This window comes from Halomonas urmiana (genome assembly GCF_005780185.1).
Lineage (GTDB): Bacteria > Pseudomonadota > Gammaproteobacteria > Pseudomonadales > Halomonadaceae > Halomonas > Halomonas urmiana.
Map to the genome: position 1 here is coordinate 44,448 of NZ_VBUI01000007.1, position 17,123 is coordinate 61,570.

The window sequence follows — 17,123 nt, forward strand, 5'->3', positions numbered from 1 at the left end:
TCAGGGCCCTGCGAAGCCTGCTGATAGCCGCGGGTCTTATCCCACTTTTCATGATTTCTTATTCGCGATGCCTGTCGCAGGATGCCCGCCGCCCCTGTCCCTCCAGGACATGACCGTCCTCACCCCCTTGCCAGAAGGTGGAGAGATAGTGACGCATCGATGGCCTAGCGATCGCTGTCCAATGTCTACCGTCCCAATTGTTGGCGGCTCTCCCTCTATTGTAAAGTCATGTTACAAAGCCGTGGAGAAAGCGGTGCTCGATGAGTGAGCCACAATCAAAATAAAACTCTATGATTTTCAGATGGTTGGAGAGAGAAACTCGACACCGGTCGAGAGAGCGTCTAGTCATTGGCATCATGAAATTGGTACTTGAGGCTGGTAGGCATGATTGGAGTGGTACTCGGGTAGGCGAAGGCACCATCAAAGCTTGTGAGCAGGCTCATTTCGCCAGCGTCTCGTCATCTCGACACCGAGCTTTTTCTCGAGCTCTTAGCACAATGCCCTGTCCAGGGACGCGTTCTCTGTCCAGCCCCCCGTCGATCTATCCTGTCGCGTCATGGCGACCGAGCGGCTCGATCGGACCGCGTACGTTGACACCCGCGCCAGGGGGAGTTGCGGCCATCCGTGGCGCAGGATCTGGCGGGTAATGCCAGGCAGCGATGGAGGGTACCAAAAACGGTGGGAAGGAGAGGGCTTATTCCTCGGGGGGAGTGGGCCGGATGAGGATCTCGTTGACATCCACATGAGCCGGTTGTTGAAGGGCGTAGATCACCGCGTTAGCGATGTCGCGCTCCTCCAGCGCGTGTCCCGGGGGCTCGTCGAAGAAGGGGGTGTTGACCATGCCGGGCTCGATCAGTGTCACCCGAATGCCGCTGCCACGCAGCTCTTCCCGCAGGTTGTAGCCGATGCCGGTGACCGCCCACTTGGTGGCGCTGTACATGGAGCCGGGGATGGTGGCCCGGCCGGCGGCCGATCCCGTGAGCAGTACCTGGCCGTGACTGTGGCGCAGTGCCGGCAGGGTCGCCTGCAGGGTCAAGCCCACCCCGTAGACGTTGGTCAGGATCATGTCGCGCCAGGCCTCGTGGTCGGCGCCGCTGAAGCCGCCCGGCGAACCGCCTCGCCCCGCGTTGGCGAACACCGCGTCGATGCGCCCGAAGCGCTCCAGCGCCTGCTCGACCATGGCCTGCTGGTCGTCCATGGAGGTGACGTCACAGCCGATGGCGAGGACGTTTTCCTGCCCCAGCTCCTCGGCCAGGGCCCTCAGCTTTTCCCGGGAGCGGGCCGCCAGCACCAGCTTGTAGTTGTCGCGGGCGGCGGCGCGGGCCGTGGCCGCACCGATGCCGCTCGAGGCTCCGGTAATCAGTAATACCCGATCTTTCATCGTCCTCTCCTGTGCCAGTGAGTCGCCAGAATGCAGAATGGCGCAGTCATCGACATCTGCGCAATCCCGGCGCGTGGCTTGCTCGCCCCTGTGGGCGCCGCCGGGCGCTGGTCGGAGCCTCAGTTCATGGCCAGTGACGCCTCGTCACGGTCGCAGCGGAAGAAGGTCGAACTCGCCAGCCACTCCGGATCCGGGTAGTAGGTAAAGAGGTACTGGTCCTCCTTGATGCTGTCGATCAGCGGGGTCGCCACTTTCTGGCGAACCGCCGGGCAGCCGTGGCTGCGGCCGAGCCGACCGGTCTGCTCGATGAAGTCCTCGCTGACGTAGTCGGCACCGTGGATGACGATGGCACGCTCGTAGGCCAGGTCGTTGACGCCGGGCTCCAGCCCCTCGAGGCGCAGGGAGTAGCCGTTGCTGCCCCGGTAACTGTTCATGGTGCGAAACAGCCCGATGCTGGACTGATGACTCTCCGGCACGTTGGAAAAGTGCTGTGCCACGGCATTGCCCGATCCCTGGCCGTGAGAGACCAGCTCCTTGAACAACAACCGCTGACGCTGCAGGTCGAAGACCCACAAGCGCGGCTCGGTAGAGGGCAGCGAGAAGTCGATCACCGCCAGTCGCTCGGCGTCCGGGTCGGCGCAGGAGAGCGCGCGGGCCGCCAGACGCATCACCTGGGCATCGGCGCCGGGGGCCAGCCGCTGCAGGGTCTGGTCGAGAGATTGCAAGGGCTGGGGGGCGGGCGTGTCGGTCTGCGTCAGGAAGTCGTCGCTGGCCAGGGAGGGCAGGGGGCTCAGCAGCAGGAGGCTGCAGAGGACCGCACCGGGCAGCCATCGGCTCGGGGCATTGATCGGCATTCGGGAACCTGTCGGGTGGGTGGCGCTGCCGGCTCGACGTCCATTCCGTGACGGAGCGGCGATCACGCGAACTGACAAGCGGCTTCCCTGCGGCTCGAGATCCAACACTATGATGATGGTGAGCATCATAATGCACCAGCCACCGACATCAACCTCGAGGAGGTCGCCATGTCCTCGGCAACCGGATGGAAGCCGCTGATTTTCGCGGCGGCGATGATGCTGTCGCTCGCCTCTTCGGCGCTGGCCGAGGAGGGCACGCCCTCCCTGAACGAGGTCCTCGCCGAGCGCTTGGAAGAGCAGGAGGTGGCCCTGCGGGCGTTCTACGCGGCGCGCGATGGACGGCCTGCCTGGCAGGAGGCCGCGACCGTGGCGGCCCTCGCCACTGCCCTGCGCACCCTCGACGGCGATGGCTTGACCCCGCAGGACTACCGACCGGACATGCTGGTGGCGGCCCATCGCCAGGCGCTCGACGAGCAGAGTCCCCCGGCGGCGCGGGCTCGCTTCGACCTGCAAGCCAGCCAAACCCTGCTGATGGCCCTGCGTCACCTTCAACGCGGCAAGGTGGATCCTTATCGCATCGATCCCGGCTGGGAGGTGCCCATCGAGGCGCCCCCGCTCGATCTCGCGGCGATATCGCAGGCGGTGGACGCCCGTCGTGTCGAGCAGGCCTTCGCCTCGGCGCGTCCCTCTGCGCCGCCTTACGAGCGTCTGCGCTCGAGTCTCTCGCGCTATCGTCATATCGCGCGGCAGGGAGGCTGGCCGATGATGCCGCCCCGACCGCAGTCGCTGCGCCCGGGGGATCGCCACGACGATGTGCGGCTGCTGCGCGAGCGCCTGGCGATCTTGGGCGAGTTGGAGGTGATGGCGGCGCATGTCGCCGGTGAACCCGCATCGGGCACCCCCGATCCGCGCCGTTACGATGAGACTCTGGTGGCGGCCGTGGAGCGCTTCCAGCAGCGCCACCTGCTGGAGGTGGACGGCATCGTCGGCCCTCGGACACGTGCGGCTCTGAACGTCCCCGTGGCCACCCGCATCGACCAGATTCGGGTCAATCTGGAGCGCGCTCGCTGGCTGCTCCACGGCCTGCCGGACTCCTTCGTCCTGGTGGATATCGCCGGCTACCGGATCCGCTACTTCCGCCCGGACGGTGAGGTCTGGCGCTCGCGCATCGTGGTGGGGCGGCCCTATCGTCGCACCCCCTCGCTGCGATCAAAGATCACCCACCTGACGATCAACCCCACCTGGACGGTGCCGCCGACCATCCTGCGCGAAGACGTGCTGCCCAGGGTGCGCCGCAACCTCGGCTACCTGTGGCAGCAGGATCTGATGGTGCTGAGCCCCTCCGGCCGGCGCCTCGACCCGAGAGACGTCGACTGGTGGCGACCCGGCAACGTCATCCTGCGCCAGCGTGCCGGCCCCCAGAACGCCTTGGGGCGCGTGGTCCTGCGCTTTCCCAACGATCACCTGGTCTACCTGCACGACACCCCGGCACAGGCGCTCTTTGACCGGGAACAGCGTGCCTTCAGCTCCGGCTGCATCCGCGTGCAGGGCGTGCTCGAGCTCGCCCAGCACCTCTTCGACGACACCGGCACCGACGCCCGGGTCTCCACCCTGGTCGCCAGCGGGAGAACCCGCAACATCCACCTCGAGCGTCCCGTGCCGGTTATCCTGCACTACTGGACGGTGCACCCGGACGAGGGGGGGCAGCTGGTCTTCCGCCCCGATATCTACCAGCGCGACGCGGCGCTGCTGGAGGCCCTGGACGGCCCCCTGGCCCGCTAGGTGTGATCTTTGACTGCTCGACGCGAGCCAGTAGTGCGCGGCCTCGGTATCCCGCCTGTGACCGGATACCGCGGGCAGGCTAGGTGGGGCAGGATCACACCCGGATCATCACCTGGTCGCCCTTGAAGCACGCCGTCCAGCAGCGCAGCCGCACCGCCTCGTCCTCTAGGCAGTGGCCGTCGTCGAGGCGGAAATGCTGCTTGTAGATCGGGGAGGCCACCACCGGCGCCCCCGAGAGATCACCGACGATGCCCCGGGCGATGACGTTGGCGCCCGAGAAGGGGTCGCGATGGTCCACGGCGTAGAGCTCGGTGGCGTGGCCCGGCAGGTAGAACAGGGCCACTTGAGCCGGTCCCTCGGGCGTTTCGATCCAGGCGGCGACCCCGGAGTGGGGTACCAGGTCGGCCTTGGTGCACAGGGGGCGCCAGGTCTGGGTCATGGTCGAGGCTTCTGCAGTTGCGCTATTCATGGATTAGTAGTCCTCTCGATGATGTCGAGAAATTGGCGAGCGAGATGAAGCGGGCGCCTAGCTCGCGCAGCGATTTCCTTACGCAGGGCGGAGCTGGCCGCGCTCCTCGGTCACGATGATGTCCGGGTCGGGGCGCGCGTCGTTGACGAAGCTGCGGAAGCGCTTGAGCTTCTCGGGGTCGTTGATGGCGCCCGCCCACTCGCACTCGTAGTTGTCGATGACGGTCTGCATCTGCGCCTCGAGCTCCTCGTTGATCCCCAGGCTGTCCTCGAGCACCACCTCCTTGAGGTAGTCCAGGCCGCCCTCGAGGTTCTCGCGCCATACCGAGGTCCGCTGCAGGCGATCGGCGGTGCGCACGTAGAACATCAGGAAGCGATCGATGATCCTGATCAGCTGATCGTCGTCCAGGTCGGTGGCGAAGAGCTCGGCATGGCGTGGGCGCATGCCGCCGTTGCCGCAGACATAGAGGTTCCAGCCATGCTCGGTGGCAATCACCCCGATGTCCTTGCTCTGCGCCTCGGCACACTCGCGGGTGCAGCCGGAGACCGCGAACTTGAGCTTGTGCGGCGAGCGCAGGCCCTTGTAGCGGTGCTCGAGCCGGATCGCCATGCCCACGCTGTCCTGCACGCCGTAGCGACACCAGGTGCTGCCCACGCAGGACTTCACGGTACGCACCGACTTGCCGTAGGCGTGACCGGTCTCGAAGCCGGCCTCGATCAGCTCGCCCCAGATGTCCGGCAGGTCCTCGAGGCGGGCGCCGAACAGGTCGATGCGCTGGCCGCCGGTGATCTTGGTGTAGAGGCCATACTTCTGTGCGACCTGGCCGAGCACCACCAGCTTGTCCGGGGTGATCTCGCCGCCGGCGACACGCGGCACCACCGAGTAGGTGCCGTTCTTCTGCATGTTGGCCATGAAGGTGTCGTTGGTGTCCTGCAGCGGGATGTGCGCCGCATCGGTGATCGGCTCATTGAAGCAGGACGCCAGGATCGAGGCCACCGCCGGCTTGCAGATGTCGCAGCCCAGACCCTCGGTTTGTGAAGAGCCGTGCTTCTCGACCAGTTCGCCGAAGGTCTTGATGCCCTCGACGCGGACGATGTCGAAGAGCTCCTGGCGGGTGTGGGCGAAGTGCTCGCAGATCGACTGGTCGACCTCCACGCCGCGGGCCTCCAGTTCGTGATCGACCACGCTCTTGAGCAGGGCCGCGCAGCCCCCACAGCCGGTGCTGGCGCGGGTGGAGGCCTTGACGCTGCCCAGGTCGGTGGCCCCGGCATCGAGGGTCGCGCAGATCGAGCCCTTGGTGACGTTGTGGCACGAGCAGATGGTCGCGTCGTCGGGCAGGGCGTCGGCGCCCAGGGTCGGCGCACCCTCGGTGGAGGGCAGGATCAGCGCGGCCGGGTCCTCGGGCAGCTCCAGGCCGTTGCTGTAGTACTGCATCAGGGTGTCGTAGGTGGCGTTGTCACCCACCAGCATGGCGCCGAGCAGCTTCTTGCCGTCGCTGGAGACCACCAGCTTGCGGTATTCCTGCTTGATCTGGTCCAGGTAGCGGAACATCCGCGCGCCGGGGGGCTGGTTGCCGTGGGCATCGCCGATGGCGCCCACGTCGACGCCGAGCAGCTTGAGCTTGGTGCTCATGTCGGCGCCTTCGAAGGTGAGCTCGCCGCCCAGCAGGGTATCCGCGGCGGCCTTGGCCATCTGGTAGCCGGGGGCCACCAGGCCGAAGATGCTGTTGTTCCACAGCGCCACCTCGCCGATGGCCAGTATCGCCGGGTCACTGGTCAGGCAACGGTCGTCGATCACCACGCCGCCGCGCTCGCCCATCTCCAGGGCGGCGTCCCGGGCCAGCTCGTCGCGGGGACGGATGCCCGCGGAGAACACGATCAGGTCAGTCTCCAGCACCTTGTCGTCCTGGAAGACCATGCGGTGGAAGCTGGCCTCGCCGTCCTCAATCTGCTGGGTGGCGCGGCCGGTCAGCACCTGGACGCCCAGCGCCTCGATCTTCTCGCGCAGCAGCTCGCCACCCTCGGTGTCGACCTGCATCGGCATCAGCCGCGGGGCGAACTCGACCACGGCGGTGTCGAGATCGAGGCCGCGCAGGGCGTTGGCCGCCTCCAGGCCCAGCAGGCCGCCGCCGACCACCACGCCGGTAGTGGCCTTCTCGGCCGCGGCGCGGATGTCGTCGAGGTCATCCAGGGTGCGGTAGACCAGGCAGTTCTCGCGGTCGTTGCCGGGGATCGGTGGCACGAAGGGGTAGGAGCCGGTGGCCAGCACGACCCGGTCATAGGCGTAGCGGCCCTGGTCGGTGATCACCTCGCCCTGGTCGCGGTCGAGGGCGGTCACCGTCTCGTGGAGGCGCAGCTCGATGCCGTTCTCCGCGTAGAAGTCCGCATCGCACATGGCCAGCGACTGGGCGTCGCGACCGGCGAAGTACTCGGAGAGGTGGACGCGGTCGTAGGCGCGGTGACGCTCCTCGCCGAACACCGTGATGCGGTACTGCTCGGTGGCGCCGCGTTCGATGAGTTGCTCGACCAGATGGTGGCCGACCATGCCGTTACCGATGATGATCAACTGCTGTTTGTCGGACTGGGGCTTATTCATGCGGCCTCCTCCTGTAGGGGGCTGTCCGTGGTGTGATTCGGCGTGTTGGACGTCGGGGTATCGAGAAGCGGGGTGGCGTCGGCCTTGCCAAACAGCAGTGCCTGACGGCAGGCGGAGAGGTCGCGGCCGGCCAGCGACTGCTTGAAGTACCAGGGGCCCGAGGCGGTATCGCCGTAGAGCACGGCCCCTTCGAGGCGGCCGTCGCGCAGCAGCAGCCGGCGGTAGTCGCCATGTTCCGGGTCGTGGTAGGTCAGCACCTCATGGTCGTCCGTGGCCTCGATGGGCCCGAAGGCATACAGCGAGACGCCACTGACCTTGAGCTTGGTGGCGGTGGGGGCCTCCACGTAGCCGTCGACGCTCTCGCCGGCCAGCCGTGCGGCCAGCACCTCGACCTGTTGCCAGATCGGCTCGACCAGGCCGTAGGTCTGGCCGTCGAACTCGCAACATTCGCCCAGGGCGTGGATCGCCGGGTCGGAGCTGGTGAGGTGGGCATCGACGACCACCGCGCGGTTGACCTCGAGCCTGGCCGTCCGGGCAAGCGCCACGTTGGGGGTGATGCCGATCGCCATCACCACGCAGTCGGCGGCCAGCAAGCGGCCGTCGGCGAGTCGGGCGCCGGCGACATGGCCCTGGTCGTCGGCCTCCAGGTGGTCCAGCTGGCCGTCGGTGATGATCTCGAGGCCGCGGCTCGCGAGTTCGCCCTCGAGCAGCCCGGCGGCGGTGAGGTCCAGCTGGCGGTTCATCAGCCGGTCGTCGCGCTGGACGATGCTCACCGTCATGCCGCGCTTGCGCAGCCCCTCGGCGGCTTCCAGGCCCAGCAGGCCGCCGCCGATGACCACCGCGCGACCGCCGCCCTCGGCGGCCAGGGCCTGGGAGCAATCGACCAGCGCCGCGGCGTCGTCGAGGTCGCGGAAGACATAGACGCCGGGCAGGTCGAGGCCCGGGATCGGCGGCATCGCTGGTTGTGAGCCGGTGGCCAGCACCAGACGGTCGTAGGTGACCTGGCGGCCGCCGGAGGTGGTGATCCGATGAGCCTGGCGGTCGATCTCCATGACCCGCTCGCCGAGCACCAGCTCGACCCCCTGTTCGGCATACCAGTCGGTATCGCGCAGGGTCAGGGCGTCACGCTCCATCTCGCCGGCCAGCAGCGGCGAGAGCAGGATACGGTTGTAGGCGGGAGCCTTTTCCTCGCCGATCACGGTGATGCGCGACGGTCGTGCCTGCTTGTCGAGCAGGGACTCGAGCAGCCGGTGGCCGGCCATGCCGTTACCGATGATGACCAGGTGCTCATCCCGTGTGGGCAGGGTCGCGTCCTGTGTGGAACCTTGATGGGGCATCGTGCGCTCCTCATCCGCAAAAAAGAAAAGGCGTCTCGGCACACCCGAGAAGGGGAGTGCGGAGACGCCTTTGTCATCGCTTTGCCAAGACGGTCGCCATTGACCGCCATGCTTCTTGTCCTGAATAGAGGCAAAGGATTAGCCAGGATGTGCCATTTTGTTTTTATTTTCTTTTAATTCAGGTATTTATAATGGTGAGTGTTGGGTCGCCATCGATCGGGTCAGCGAGGAGTTGCACTTGGCTGGTGCGCTACCTCATCGAAATGCACGGGGCTGTAGCACTCGCTCAGGGTGGCGTGATCGAGCCGGCGGCCATGGTTTCGCATGTGCTGGTCGATGTGCTCGGCGAAGTGGCCTGCCGCCGTGGGGTCCGGACGCAGCACAGCTTCGCCGAACAGGCGCTGGGCGATAGGGGGTGTATCCATCGACAGCAGGGAGAGATGATCCACCGAGCGGTCCAGGTAGGGCGGCAGGGACAGCCACTCGCGGGCCTGGCGGAGGTGGTCGGGATCGGCGGCGAGCCACCGGCTGGCGTCAAGGAGTGCCGCGATCAGGCGTTGCAGGGTGGCCGGATAGCGCCTGGCCCAGGAGCGCGTCACGCCAAGGACCTTTTCCGGGTGGTCGGGCCATAGCTGGACGCCGGTGGCGGCCAGGGTGCCCAGTTCGCGGGCGACTGCCAGGCTGCCCCAGGGTTCGCCGACACAGCACCCGTCGATCTCCCCGGCTTGCATGGCCTCCACCATGCGCGGTGGCGGCAGTACGCTGAGCTCTACGTCCCGGTCGGGATCCAGGCCGCCCAGGGCCAGCCACTGGCGCAGCTGATAGTGCTGGCAGGAGAAGGGGTAGACCATGCCCAGGCGCGGGCGCGTCTCGGGGTGGGCGGCGAGGTAGGCGCCCAACGCCCGGGCGCTGTCGGCCGGCTCATCGCCGAGTGCCACGCCGGCGCTTTCGGCAAGAGAGCGGGACAAGACGATGGTGTTGCCGTTGCGGCTCAAGGTAATCGGCGCCAGGGTATCGCAGGGCGCGCGTCCCAGCCCCAGGCTCATGGCCAGCGGCAGCGGAGCGAGCATGTGGGCCCCGTCGAGCAGCCCGGCGGCGACCTTGTCGCGCAATGTCGACCAGGCATTCTCCCGCGAGAGCGTGACCTCGAGCCCCGCGGCGTCGAAGAAGCCACCCTCGCGGGCGATGATCGGCAGGGCCGCGTCCAATAGCGGCACGAAGCCCAGTGTCAAGCGGTCGAGCTCGGCATCTTGCAGTGTGGTCATGATCCATTCTCCAGGCGTTCGAGGATATCGATGACGCTCTCGGCGACGTCGGCGATGCGTTGGCCGCGGTCCATGGCGATCTTGCGCAGCATGCGATAGGCCTGTTCCTCGTCGCAGCTCTGGTGCTTCATCAGCAGCCCCTTGGCGCGTTCGATGCGCTTGCGTTCGGCCAGCTGGTTGCGTGCCTTTTCGAGCTCCTGACGCATCGACTGGAAGGAGTCGAAGCGGGCGATAGCGACCTCGATGATGGTCTTGACTCGGCCGGGGACCAGGCCGTCCACGACATAGGCGCTGACGCCTGACTTCAGCGCCGCCTGCATGGTGTCCGGGTCGTGCTGGTCGGCGAAGAACACCACCGGGCGGGGATTCTCGCGATTCAGCACGGCCATGCTGTCGAGGGTGTCGCGATCGGGGGAGTCCATGTCGATGATCACCACGTCGGGCTGGTGGCGGGCGACCATCTCATTGAGGCTCGCCGGACTCTGCAGGCGACAGGTGACCTGATGGCCCTCGTTGGTCAGGGCCTCCTCGACCATGGCGGCACGCACGACCTCATCGTCGACGAGTAGGACCTTGAGCGGTGGTGGCATGGCGTTTGGCTCGTTCTCGTGGATGTTCTCGATGGGTGTCTGGCTGCCTTCTCTGCAAGCCAGCTATGCAAGTCAGCCAGTGTTCCATGCAAGCAATGTTCCAGAACGTGACAAGTAAGAGGCGCTGTGCACTACGACAGGGCATGGGTGGCGCCTCATCGTCGCCGGGTGCCTGGCGGTGTCAGCAAATGGCTTCCTGGACCCGGGCGAGCGACAGCGGGCTTCCTGCATCCCTGTGGTGCGAAGACCGCTTCATGAGGGGTGTCATGGTGCGTTTTTGGCCTTGCCGCCAGACGACGCCATGACCCTGCTGGCCTCCGTGAGGCCCGGCAGCATGGGCTGATGGCGGTCCTGTAGGAAAGAATGGCATATCGATTGCATGATGGTGGGGTAACAAGTAACCGGGAGCCAAAGAGGGCTCTCGCAGCCAACCATTCGGCAACATGACAACGGCGTCCAACCTCGGTGACCTGCGGGTCACGATGGGGGTGGGCGCCTTTTTCTTTCTTGCGCAACCAAGAGGTATGCCATGCACCAGGCCCGAACGACTTGTCCTTACTGCGGCGTCGGCTGTGGCGTGCTGGCTCACGTCGACGGGGATCGCCTGGCCGACGTGGAAGGCGACGGCGATCATCCGGCCAACTACGGGCGTCTGTGCGTCAAGGGCTCGGCGCTCGCCGAGACCCTCGGTGATCACGGCCGCCTGACCCGTCCACGCGTCGATGGTGTCGAGGTCGACTGGGATAGCGCGCTCGATACCGTCGCCGAGCGGCTGCAGACCACACGCGCCGCCCATGGCAACCAGTCCGTGGCGGCCTACCTGTCTGGCCAGCTGCTCACCGAGGATTACTACGCTGCCAATAAGTTGTTCAAGGGCTTCCTCGGCACGCCGCACCTGGACACCAACTCGCGGCTGTGCATGGCCTCGGCGGTGGCCGCCTATAAGCGCTCGCTGGGCGCCGATGCCGTGCCGTGCAGCTACGAGGACCTGGAAGAGGCCGAGTTGGTGGTGCTGGTGGGCTCCAACCTGGCCTGGAACCATCCGGTGCTCTACCAGCGCCTGCGCACCGCCAAGACCCGCAACCCGCTGATGCGGGTGGTGGTGATCGATCCCCGGGTCACCGACAGCTGCGAGATCGCCGATCTCTACCTGGGCCTCAGGCCTGGCAGCGACGCGCGGCTGTTCAATGGCCTGCTGGCCTGGATGGCCGACAAGGGCAAGCTCGATCGGGTCTACCTGGAGAAGCACACCCAGGGGCTGGACGAGGCGCTTGCCGCGTCCCGTGAGGATGACATCAGCATCGAGGCCATCGCCGCCGACTGCGATGTCGATCCGGAGCGTCTGGAGACCTTCTTCTACTGGTTCGCCAGCCAGCTGCACGTAGTGACCCTGTACTCGCAGGGCATCAACCAGTCGTCCAGCGGCACCGACAAGTGCAACGCCATCATCAACTGCCATCTGGCCGGCGGCAAGATCGGCCTGCCCGGGGCAGGCCCCTTCTCCATCACCGGCCAGCCCAATGCCATGGGCGGCCGCGAGGTGGGCGGGCTTGCCAACCAGCTGGCCGCTCATATGGACTACGACAGTCCCGGCGCCCTCGACCGGGTGCGCCGCTTCTGGACCACCGCCAGCCTGGTGCCGACCCTGCCCGAGGGGCCGGGCCACAAGGCCGTCGAGCTGTTCGAGGCCATCGAGCGCGGCGAGATCCAGGCCCTGTGGGTGATGGCCACCAACCCGGCGGTCAGCCTGCCCGACGCCAACCGTGTGCGTGCGGCCCTGGCCAAGTGTCCGCTGGTGATCGTCTCCGAGTGCATGGCTGACACCGACCTGCTCCCGTATGCCGATATCGTGCTGCCGGCCACGTCCTGGTCCGAGAAGGACGGCACTGTGACCAACTCCGAGCGGCGCATCTCGCGCCAGCGCGGCCTGCTGCCGCCGCCGGGGGAGGCGCGCCACGATTGGTGGATCATCTCCGAGGTGGCTCGTCGCCTGGGCTACGGCGAGGCCTTCGCCTATGCCCATCCCGGCGAGATCTTCGCCGAGCATGCCCGGCTGTCCGGGTTCGAGAACGACGGCGAGCGCGTCTTCGATATCTCGGCGCTGTGTGAGCTGGATCGCGAGGGCTACGATGCCCTGGCACCGATCCAGTGGCCGGTCAACGCCGCGTCGCCCCGCGGTACCACGCGGCTGTTCGAGGACGGCCGTTTCGCCACCCCGGATGGCCTGGCCAGGCTGATCGCGGTGCGGCCGAAAGGCCCTGCACAGGCGCTCAGCGAGGCGCGGCCGCTGCGCCTCAACACCGGCCGGGTCCGCGACCAGTGGCACACCATGACGCGCACCGGTCGTGCACCACGGTTGATGAATCACCGCGCCGAGCCGTTCATCGAGGTGGCCCCGGAGGATGCCGAGGCACACGGCCTGGGCGACCAGCAGCTGGCGCGGCTGACCGGTGCCAACGGCGAGTATCGCGGCCGGGTGCGCGTCTCCAAGGGGCAGCGCCGCGGCGAGGTGTTCGTGCCCATGCACTGGACCGACCGCTACAGCGGGATGGCACGCATGGGCAGCCTGCTCGCGGCCCATGTCGACCCGGTCTCCGGCCAGCCCGAGTCCAAGCACGGCGCGGTGGCGCTGGAGTCGCTGGCGGTGGGCTGGGAGGCCACCCTGCTGGTCGCGGGCGACCTGGACGGCGACTTCGAGGGCCGCGACGACGGCGCCTACTGGGCGCGCATCCCGCTGGCCCACTGCCGGCGCTGGCAACTGGCCGGTGGGGAGCCCGACAGCGCCTGCGGTGGGGTTGAGAAAGCGCCCCGCGACTGGCTGGCCTGGGTGCAGGAGTGGCTACCGGCGGCGCCCACCCTGTGGTGTGACGACCCCGCCAGCGGCCGGCTGCGCGCCGCTGGCATCGAGGACGGACGCCTGCGCTGGTGGCTGATGGTGGCCCCGCCCGCCGAGCTGCCGGGCCTGGCCTGGCTCGATGAGCGCTTCGCCGAGGCGCAACTGGGCGGCGAGGTGCGTCGCCGGCTGCTGGCCGGTTGCGATGCCGGTGAGGCCGACAGCGGGCCGCTGGTGTGTAGCTGCCACCAGGTCGGGCAGAAGGCCATCGTCGAGGCCATCCACGCCGGTGACCGCAGTGTCGAGGCGTTGGGCGCCCGGCTGGCCTGTGGTACCCAGTGCGGCAGTTGTATCCCCGAACTCAAGTCCCTTATCGAAGACAGTGCCCAAGAGGAGGGTGCCCATGCGCGTTCTGAGCAGAAGCCTGAAACAGTACAAGTGGCCTGACACCCTGGGTGGCCTGGCCCGGCTGGGCATGGGCGCCACCCGCTTCCTGGCCGAGCTGAAGGGGCCCAGGGCGGACGGCAGCGAGCCGAGCCTGCCGCTGCGCGACGAGTGTCGGCGTGGCAGCGTCTACCTGGTGGGCGCCGGCAGCGGCGATGTGGAGCTGCTGACCCTCAAGGCGGCCCGGCTGCTGCAGCAGGCCGATGCGGTGGTCTTCGACCGCCTGGTGGGTGATGACGTGCTGGCCCTGGTGCCCGCCGGACGCGAGCGCTATTACGTGGGCAAGGCGCAGGGCCATCACAGCGTGGCCCAGGCCGAGATCGGCACCCTGCTGGTCGACCTGGCGCGGCAGGGCAAGGCGGTGGTGCGCCTCAAGGGCGGTGATCCTGGGGTGTTCGGGCGCATGGGCGAGGAGCTCGCGGCGCTGGCCGAGGCCGGGGTGCCGGCGCACATCGTGCCCGGCATCACCGCCGCCTCGGCGGCCTGCGCCTCCATGGGCATACCGTTGACCGACCGTGGCCACGCCCAGCAGCTGCGCTTTATCACCGCCCAGCTGTGCCGGGAGGGCGGTGCCCCGGACTGGGCCGCGCTGGCCCGGCGGGACGAGACCCTGGTGTTCTACATGGGCCTGGCCAAGGTCGCGGCCATCTGCGCCGGCCTGCGCGGGGCCGGGCTGCCCGACGACTGGCCGATCATGCTGGTGGCCAACGCCAGCCTGCCCGACCAGGCGGCGCTCACCGGCACCCTGGCCGATATGCCGGACAGGCTCGCCGCTCACCCGCTGCCGTCGCCCTGCCTGATCGTGGTGGGCAGCGTGGTGAGTATGGTCGAGACCAGCCCGGCCGCCATGGCTCCCTCAGGGGTCTGTCATCCCTGAGGGAGGAAGCCTGCGCGTGATGGCTGACGCGTCCGGTCAGTCGTTGTCGTTGAGGGCGGCGTCCAGGGTCAGCAGCGCCGCCTGCCAGGAGGCGGCATCGGCGGCGGCATCATAGGCCAGCGGCAGGTCGTGCTGGGTGGCGAAGGCATCGGCCTCGGGGTTTGTGAAGCCGTGCTTGGCCTGGGGGTAGTTCGTCACCTTGACGTCGGCACCCTGGGCCTTGAGCGACCCGGCCATCGCCACCAGGTCGTCGCGGGCGACGAAGCCGTCCTCGGCGCCATTGTGGATGCGCACGCTGCCTTCGAAGGCCTGGGGTCTGTTCACCGCCACCGTCGGCACCCCGTGAAAGCTGATGGCGGCCTCGAGTGGCATGCCTGACAGCGCCATGTTCATTACCACGCTGCCGCCGAAACAGTAGCCGATCGCCGCCATGCCGCTATCGGCCACCGCCGGATGCTCGCCCAGCCTGGCCATCGCCGCCTCGAGCCGGGCGCGGGCCGCCGGCCAGTCCTGCATCACCCGGTTGGAGAACTCCTGGGCCTCGGCGGGATGGGTGGCCAGCCGGCCATCGCCGTACATGTCAACGGCCAGGGCCACGAAGCCGAGCGCCGCGAGCTGATCGGCCCGAGCACGGGCGTAGCTGTCCAGCCCCCACCATTCGTGCACCACCAGTACCGCCGGTTGCGGGTGGTCGGTGCTGGCATTGCGCGCCAGGTAGCCCTCATAGGTGGTGCCGCCGGTGGCATACTCGAAGACCTCACCGACCACGCGTGGCCCGGACTGGATAGTGACCTGCTCATCGCTGGACGGGGGTGCGGGCTCGGTTTGGGCCTGGACGCCGCCTGCGTCGATCATCAGGCCTGCGGCCAGGCATGCCAGGGTGAATAGGTGTCGCATCAGGGGTCTCCTTGCCTATGATTGGGGTCGTCCTCGACGTTGGTCGCCTTCGCTGATTCACGCTTTCTTGACGTTCTTAACATAGCCAGCCTGTAGGTGGCGCGTCACGCGTTTTCGCGATGCCCTGGAACTGCGCGTCGCGGGGAAGTGTCGGCCGCTTCCCGGGCCACGGCCTCCTGCAAACGAAAACGCAAACGCCATCGCCGCGGTGAGGCGACGATGGCGTGGCGAGCGTCAGGGGCGTCCCTTGCCCCGTCGGGATGTGGCTCAGCGCAGCGACAGGGCCGCCGAGGGCTCGGAACCGGCCGCATCCTGGTAGGCGGCATTCTCCTCGGCCTCGACCTCCGGTGAGAAGCGCACCAGCAGGGCACACAGCGAGGCGATGATCACCGCCACCCCGAGGTAGAACAGGCCTTGCTGGTAGGTCAGGGCCTCGGAGCGGAACAGGAAGCCGGCGGCTACGGCCCCGGCATTGCCGCCCGCGCCGACGATGCCGGCTACCGCGCCCAGTGCCTTCTTGTTGATGAAGGGCACCACACCGAAGGTCGCGCCCTCGGCCATCTGCACGAAGAGGCTGAACACCAGCATGATGCCGATGGCCAGCGGCAGGACATGCATCTGCGAGAAGAACATCAGGGCCACGCCCTCGCAGAGCATGGCGATGAACAGCCAGCGCACCCGCCCCTTGAGGCCCGAGTTGCGGGCGAAGAGGTCGGAGAAGATGCCGCCCAGGGTGCGAGCGAAGAGGTTCATCAGGCCGAACAGGCCAGCGATCATGCCGGCGGTGGCCAGCGTCAGGCCGAAGTTGTCGAAGAAGTAGATGGCGGCGATGTTGTTGATGGTCAGTTCGACGCCGAAGCAGGCGGCATAGACCACGAACAGGGCCCAGACACGGATGTCCTTGGCGGCGGTGGCGAAGCTGGCGCCCATGCCGTGCTCACCATTGGCCTCGGGCAGCTCGCCACGGGCACGAAGCTCGTCGAAGTTGCCGTCCGGCGCGTCCTGGGTGAAGAAGTAGTAGGCGATACCGGTGAGGAACAGCACGATGCCCGGGACCACCATGGCCAGGCGCCAGCCGAGGGCCTCGTTGACGCCGAGCATCAGGATGCCGGAGAAGATCAGCGGCATCAGGATCTGGGTGGTGCCGCCGCCCAGGTTGCCCCAGCCGGCCGAGGTGGCGTTGGCGGTGCCGACCACATTGGGCGCGAACATCACCGAGGTGTGGTACTGGGTGATCACGAAGGAGGCACCGATGGCGCCGATGGCCAGGCGAGCCAGGAAGAAGGACTCGAAGCTGTCGGCGAAGCCGACGCACATCACCGGCAGCGAGCCCAGGCATAGCAACCAGGTATAGGCGCGGCGCGGGCCGATCTTGTCGCATAGCACGCCGATGGCCAGGCGCACGATCACGGTGATGGCCACCGAGGCGATGATGGTGTTGCCGATCTGGGTCTTGGTGAGGCCGAGGTCGTCACGCACCACCGCCATCAGGGGGGCGATACCGAACCAGCCGAAGAAGCAGATGTGGAAGGCGAACCAGGAGAAGTGGAAGGCGCGCATCTGCGGCATCTTCCAGTTGAACAGACGTATCCTGTTGGCCTTATTTTGGATTTCCATGGGGCATACCTCGTCGAATGACGTTCGAACACACGATCTTGGGCCTTCGCCGTTGAAGGTCGGGTCCGACGCACTCGTACCCCGGTGGGGCCTGGTCCACGTCTGGCACGCTCTGCCAATGACTATGCATATAATTTGCCACTACAATAAAAGTTGTTTTTTTTCAGTTGCTTATCGTTTTT

The 17,123-nt window shown here is 67.2% G+C and carries 12 protein-coding genes; 3 read left to right on the forward strand and 9 right to left on the reverse strand.

The features are described 5' to 3' along the window. Window positions 1-694 precede the first annotated feature (694 nt). Both FEI13_RS05980 and FEI13_RS05985 read right to left on the reverse strand, forming a co-directional pair. Window positions 695-1,381 carry an SDR family oxidoreductase gene (locus FEI13_RS05980; RefSeq protein ID WP_138180371.1) on the reverse strand — a complete coding sequence of 229 codons (687 nt, stop codon included), beginning with the start codon at window positions 1,379-1,381 and terminating at the stop codon, window positions 695-697. Between the two features lie 119 nt (window positions 1,382-1,500). After that, window positions 1,501-2,235, reverse strand: coding sequence for a murein L,D-transpeptidase catalytic domain family protein (locus FEI13_RS05985; RefSeq protein WP_138180373.1), 735 nt, complete (start codon window positions 2,233-2,235; stop codon window positions 1,501-1,503). Window positions 2,236-2,403: 168 nt separating this feature from the next. Between FEI13_RS05985 and FEI13_RS05990 the strand changes: the two genes are divergently transcribed. Further along, window positions 2,404-4,017 carry a L,D-transpeptidase family protein gene (locus FEI13_RS05990; protein WP_138180375.1) on the forward strand — a complete coding sequence of 538 codons (1,614 nt, stop codon included), beginning with the start codon at window positions 2,404-2,406 and terminating at the stop codon, window positions 4,015-4,017. A 94-nt stretch (window positions 4,018-4,111) separates the two neighbouring features. Here FEI13_RS05990 and nirD read toward each other — a convergent pair whose 3' ends face one another. From nirD to FEI13_RS06015, 5 genes are all read right to left on the reverse strand, one after another. Next, window positions 4,112-4,486, reverse strand: coding sequence for a nitrite reductase small subunit NirD (gene nirD / locus FEI13_RS05995; RefSeq protein WP_138180377.1), 375 nt, complete (start codon window positions 4,484-4,486; stop codon window positions 4,112-4,114). 78 nt (window positions 4,487-4,564) lie between these two features. Next, window positions 4,565-7,081, reverse strand: coding sequence for a nitrite reductase large subunit NirB (gene nirB, locus FEI13_RS06000; protein ID WP_138180379.1), 2,517 nt, complete (start codon window positions 7,079-7,081; stop codon window positions 4,565-4,567). Continuing rightward, window positions 7,078-8,418: an NAD(P)/FAD-dependent oxidoreductase gene (locus FEI13_RS06005; RefSeq protein ID WP_138180381.1), complete on the reverse strand. Its 1,341-nt coding sequence runs from the start codon at window positions 8,416-8,418 to the stop codon at window positions 7,078-7,080. Before FEI13_RS06005 ends, nirB begins: the two co-directional genes overlap by 4 nt. Window positions 8,419-8,639: 221 nt before the next feature. Then, window positions 8,640-9,683 carry a CmpA/NrtA family ABC transporter substrate-binding protein gene (locus FEI13_RS06010; protein WP_138180383.1) on the reverse strand — a complete coding sequence of 348 codons (1,044 nt, stop codon included), beginning with the start codon at window positions 9,681-9,683 and terminating at the stop codon, window positions 8,640-8,642. After that, the gene (locus tag FEI13_RS06015; RefSeq protein WP_138180385.1) at window positions 9,680-10,273 is read right to left on the reverse strand and encodes an ANTAR domain-containing response regulator; all 594 of its coding nucleotides are present in this window, start codon (window positions 10,271-10,273) and stop codon (window positions 9,680-9,682) included. Before FEI13_RS06015 ends, FEI13_RS06010 begins: the two co-directional genes overlap by 4 nt. Window positions 10,274-10,802: 529 nt before the next feature. Here FEI13_RS06015 and FEI13_RS06020 point away from each other — a divergent pair. Both FEI13_RS06020 and cobA read left to right on the forward strand, forming a co-directional pair. Beyond that, window positions 10,803-13,553 carry a nitrate reductase gene (locus FEI13_RS06020; RefSeq protein WP_138180387.1) on the forward strand — a complete coding sequence of 917 codons (2,751 nt, stop codon included), beginning with the start codon at window positions 10,803-10,805 and terminating at the stop codon, window positions 13,551-13,553. Further along, on the forward strand, window positions 13,510-14,427 hold the full coding sequence (gene cobA / locus FEI13_RS06025) for a uroporphyrinogen-III C-methyltransferase (protein WP_138180389.1): 918 nt from the start codon (window positions 13,510-13,512) through the stop codon (window positions 14,425-14,427). The genes FEI13_RS06020 and cobA overlap by 44 nt, the downstream gene beginning before the upstream one ends. Window positions 14,428-14,463: 36 nt before the next feature. Here cobA and FEI13_RS06030 read toward each other — a convergent pair whose 3' ends face one another. Together FEI13_RS06030 and FEI13_RS06035 are read right to left on the reverse strand one after the other, a co-directional pair. Continuing rightward, on the reverse strand, window positions 14,464-15,324 hold the full coding sequence (locus FEI13_RS06030) for a dienelactone hydrolase family protein (RefSeq protein ID WP_138180391.1): 861 nt from the start codon (window positions 15,322-15,324) through the stop codon (window positions 14,464-14,466). A 267-nt stretch (window positions 15,325-15,591) separates the two neighbouring features. After that, window positions 15,592-16,941 carry a NarK family nitrate/nitrite MFS transporter gene (locus tag FEI13_RS06035; RefSeq protein WP_138180393.1) on the reverse strand — a complete coding sequence of 450 codons (1,350 nt, stop codon included), beginning with the start codon at window positions 16,939-16,941 and terminating at the stop codon, window positions 15,592-15,594. Between the last annotated feature and the right edge of the window lie 182 nt (window positions 16,942-17,123).

What these genes read in the sequence shown, in the direction of transcription:
- FEI13_RS06005 (WP_138180381.1), bottom strand. Translation starts at nt 8,418, where the DNA reads ATGCCCCATCAAGGTTCCACACAGGACGCGACCCTGCCCACACGGGAT.
- FEI13_RS05985 (WP_138180373.1), bottom strand. Translation starts at nt 2,235, where the DNA reads ATGCCGATCAATGCCCCGAGCCGATGGCTGCCCGGTGCGGTCCTCTGC.
- FEI13_RS05990 (WP_138180375.1), top strand. Translation starts at nt 2,404, where the DNA reads ATGTCCTCGGCAACCGGATGGAAGCCGCTGATTTTCGCGGCGGCGATG.
- FEI13_RS06020 (WP_138180387.1), top strand. Translation starts at nt 10,803, where the DNA reads ATGCACCAGGCCCGAACGACTTGTCCTTACTGCGGCGTCGGCTGTGGC.
- nirD (WP_138180377.1), bottom strand. Translation starts at nt 4,486, where the DNA reads ATGAATAGCGCAACTGCAGAAGCCTCGACCATGACCCAGACCTGGCGC.
- FEI13_RS06010 (WP_138180383.1), bottom strand. Translation starts at nt 9,683, where the DNA reads ATGACCACACTGCAAGATGCCGAGCTCGACCGCTTGACACTGGGCTTC.
- FEI13_RS06030 (WP_138180391.1), bottom strand. Translation starts at nt 15,324, where the DNA reads ATGCGACACCTATTCACCCTGGCATGCCTGGCCGCAGGCCTGATGATC.
- nirB (WP_138180379.1), bottom strand. Translation starts at nt 7,081, where the DNA reads ATGAATAAGCCCCAGTCCGACAAACAGCAGTTGATCATCATCGGTAAC.
- FEI13_RS06035 (WP_138180393.1), bottom strand. Translation starts at nt 16,941, where the DNA reads ATGGAAATCCAAAATAAGGCCAACAGGATACGTCTGTTCAACTGGAAG.
- cobA (WP_138180389.1), top strand. Translation starts at nt 13,510, where the DNA reads ATGCGCGTTCTGAGCAGAAGCCTGAAACAGTACAAGTGGCCTGACACC.
- FEI13_RS05980 (WP_138180371.1), bottom strand. Translation starts at nt 1,381, where the DNA reads ATGAAAGATCGGGTATTACTGATTACCGGAGCCTCGAGCGGCATCGGT.
- FEI13_RS06015 (WP_138180385.1), bottom strand. Translation starts at nt 10,273, where the DNA reads ATGCCACCACCGCTCAAGGTCCTACTCGTCGACGATGAGGTCGTGCGT.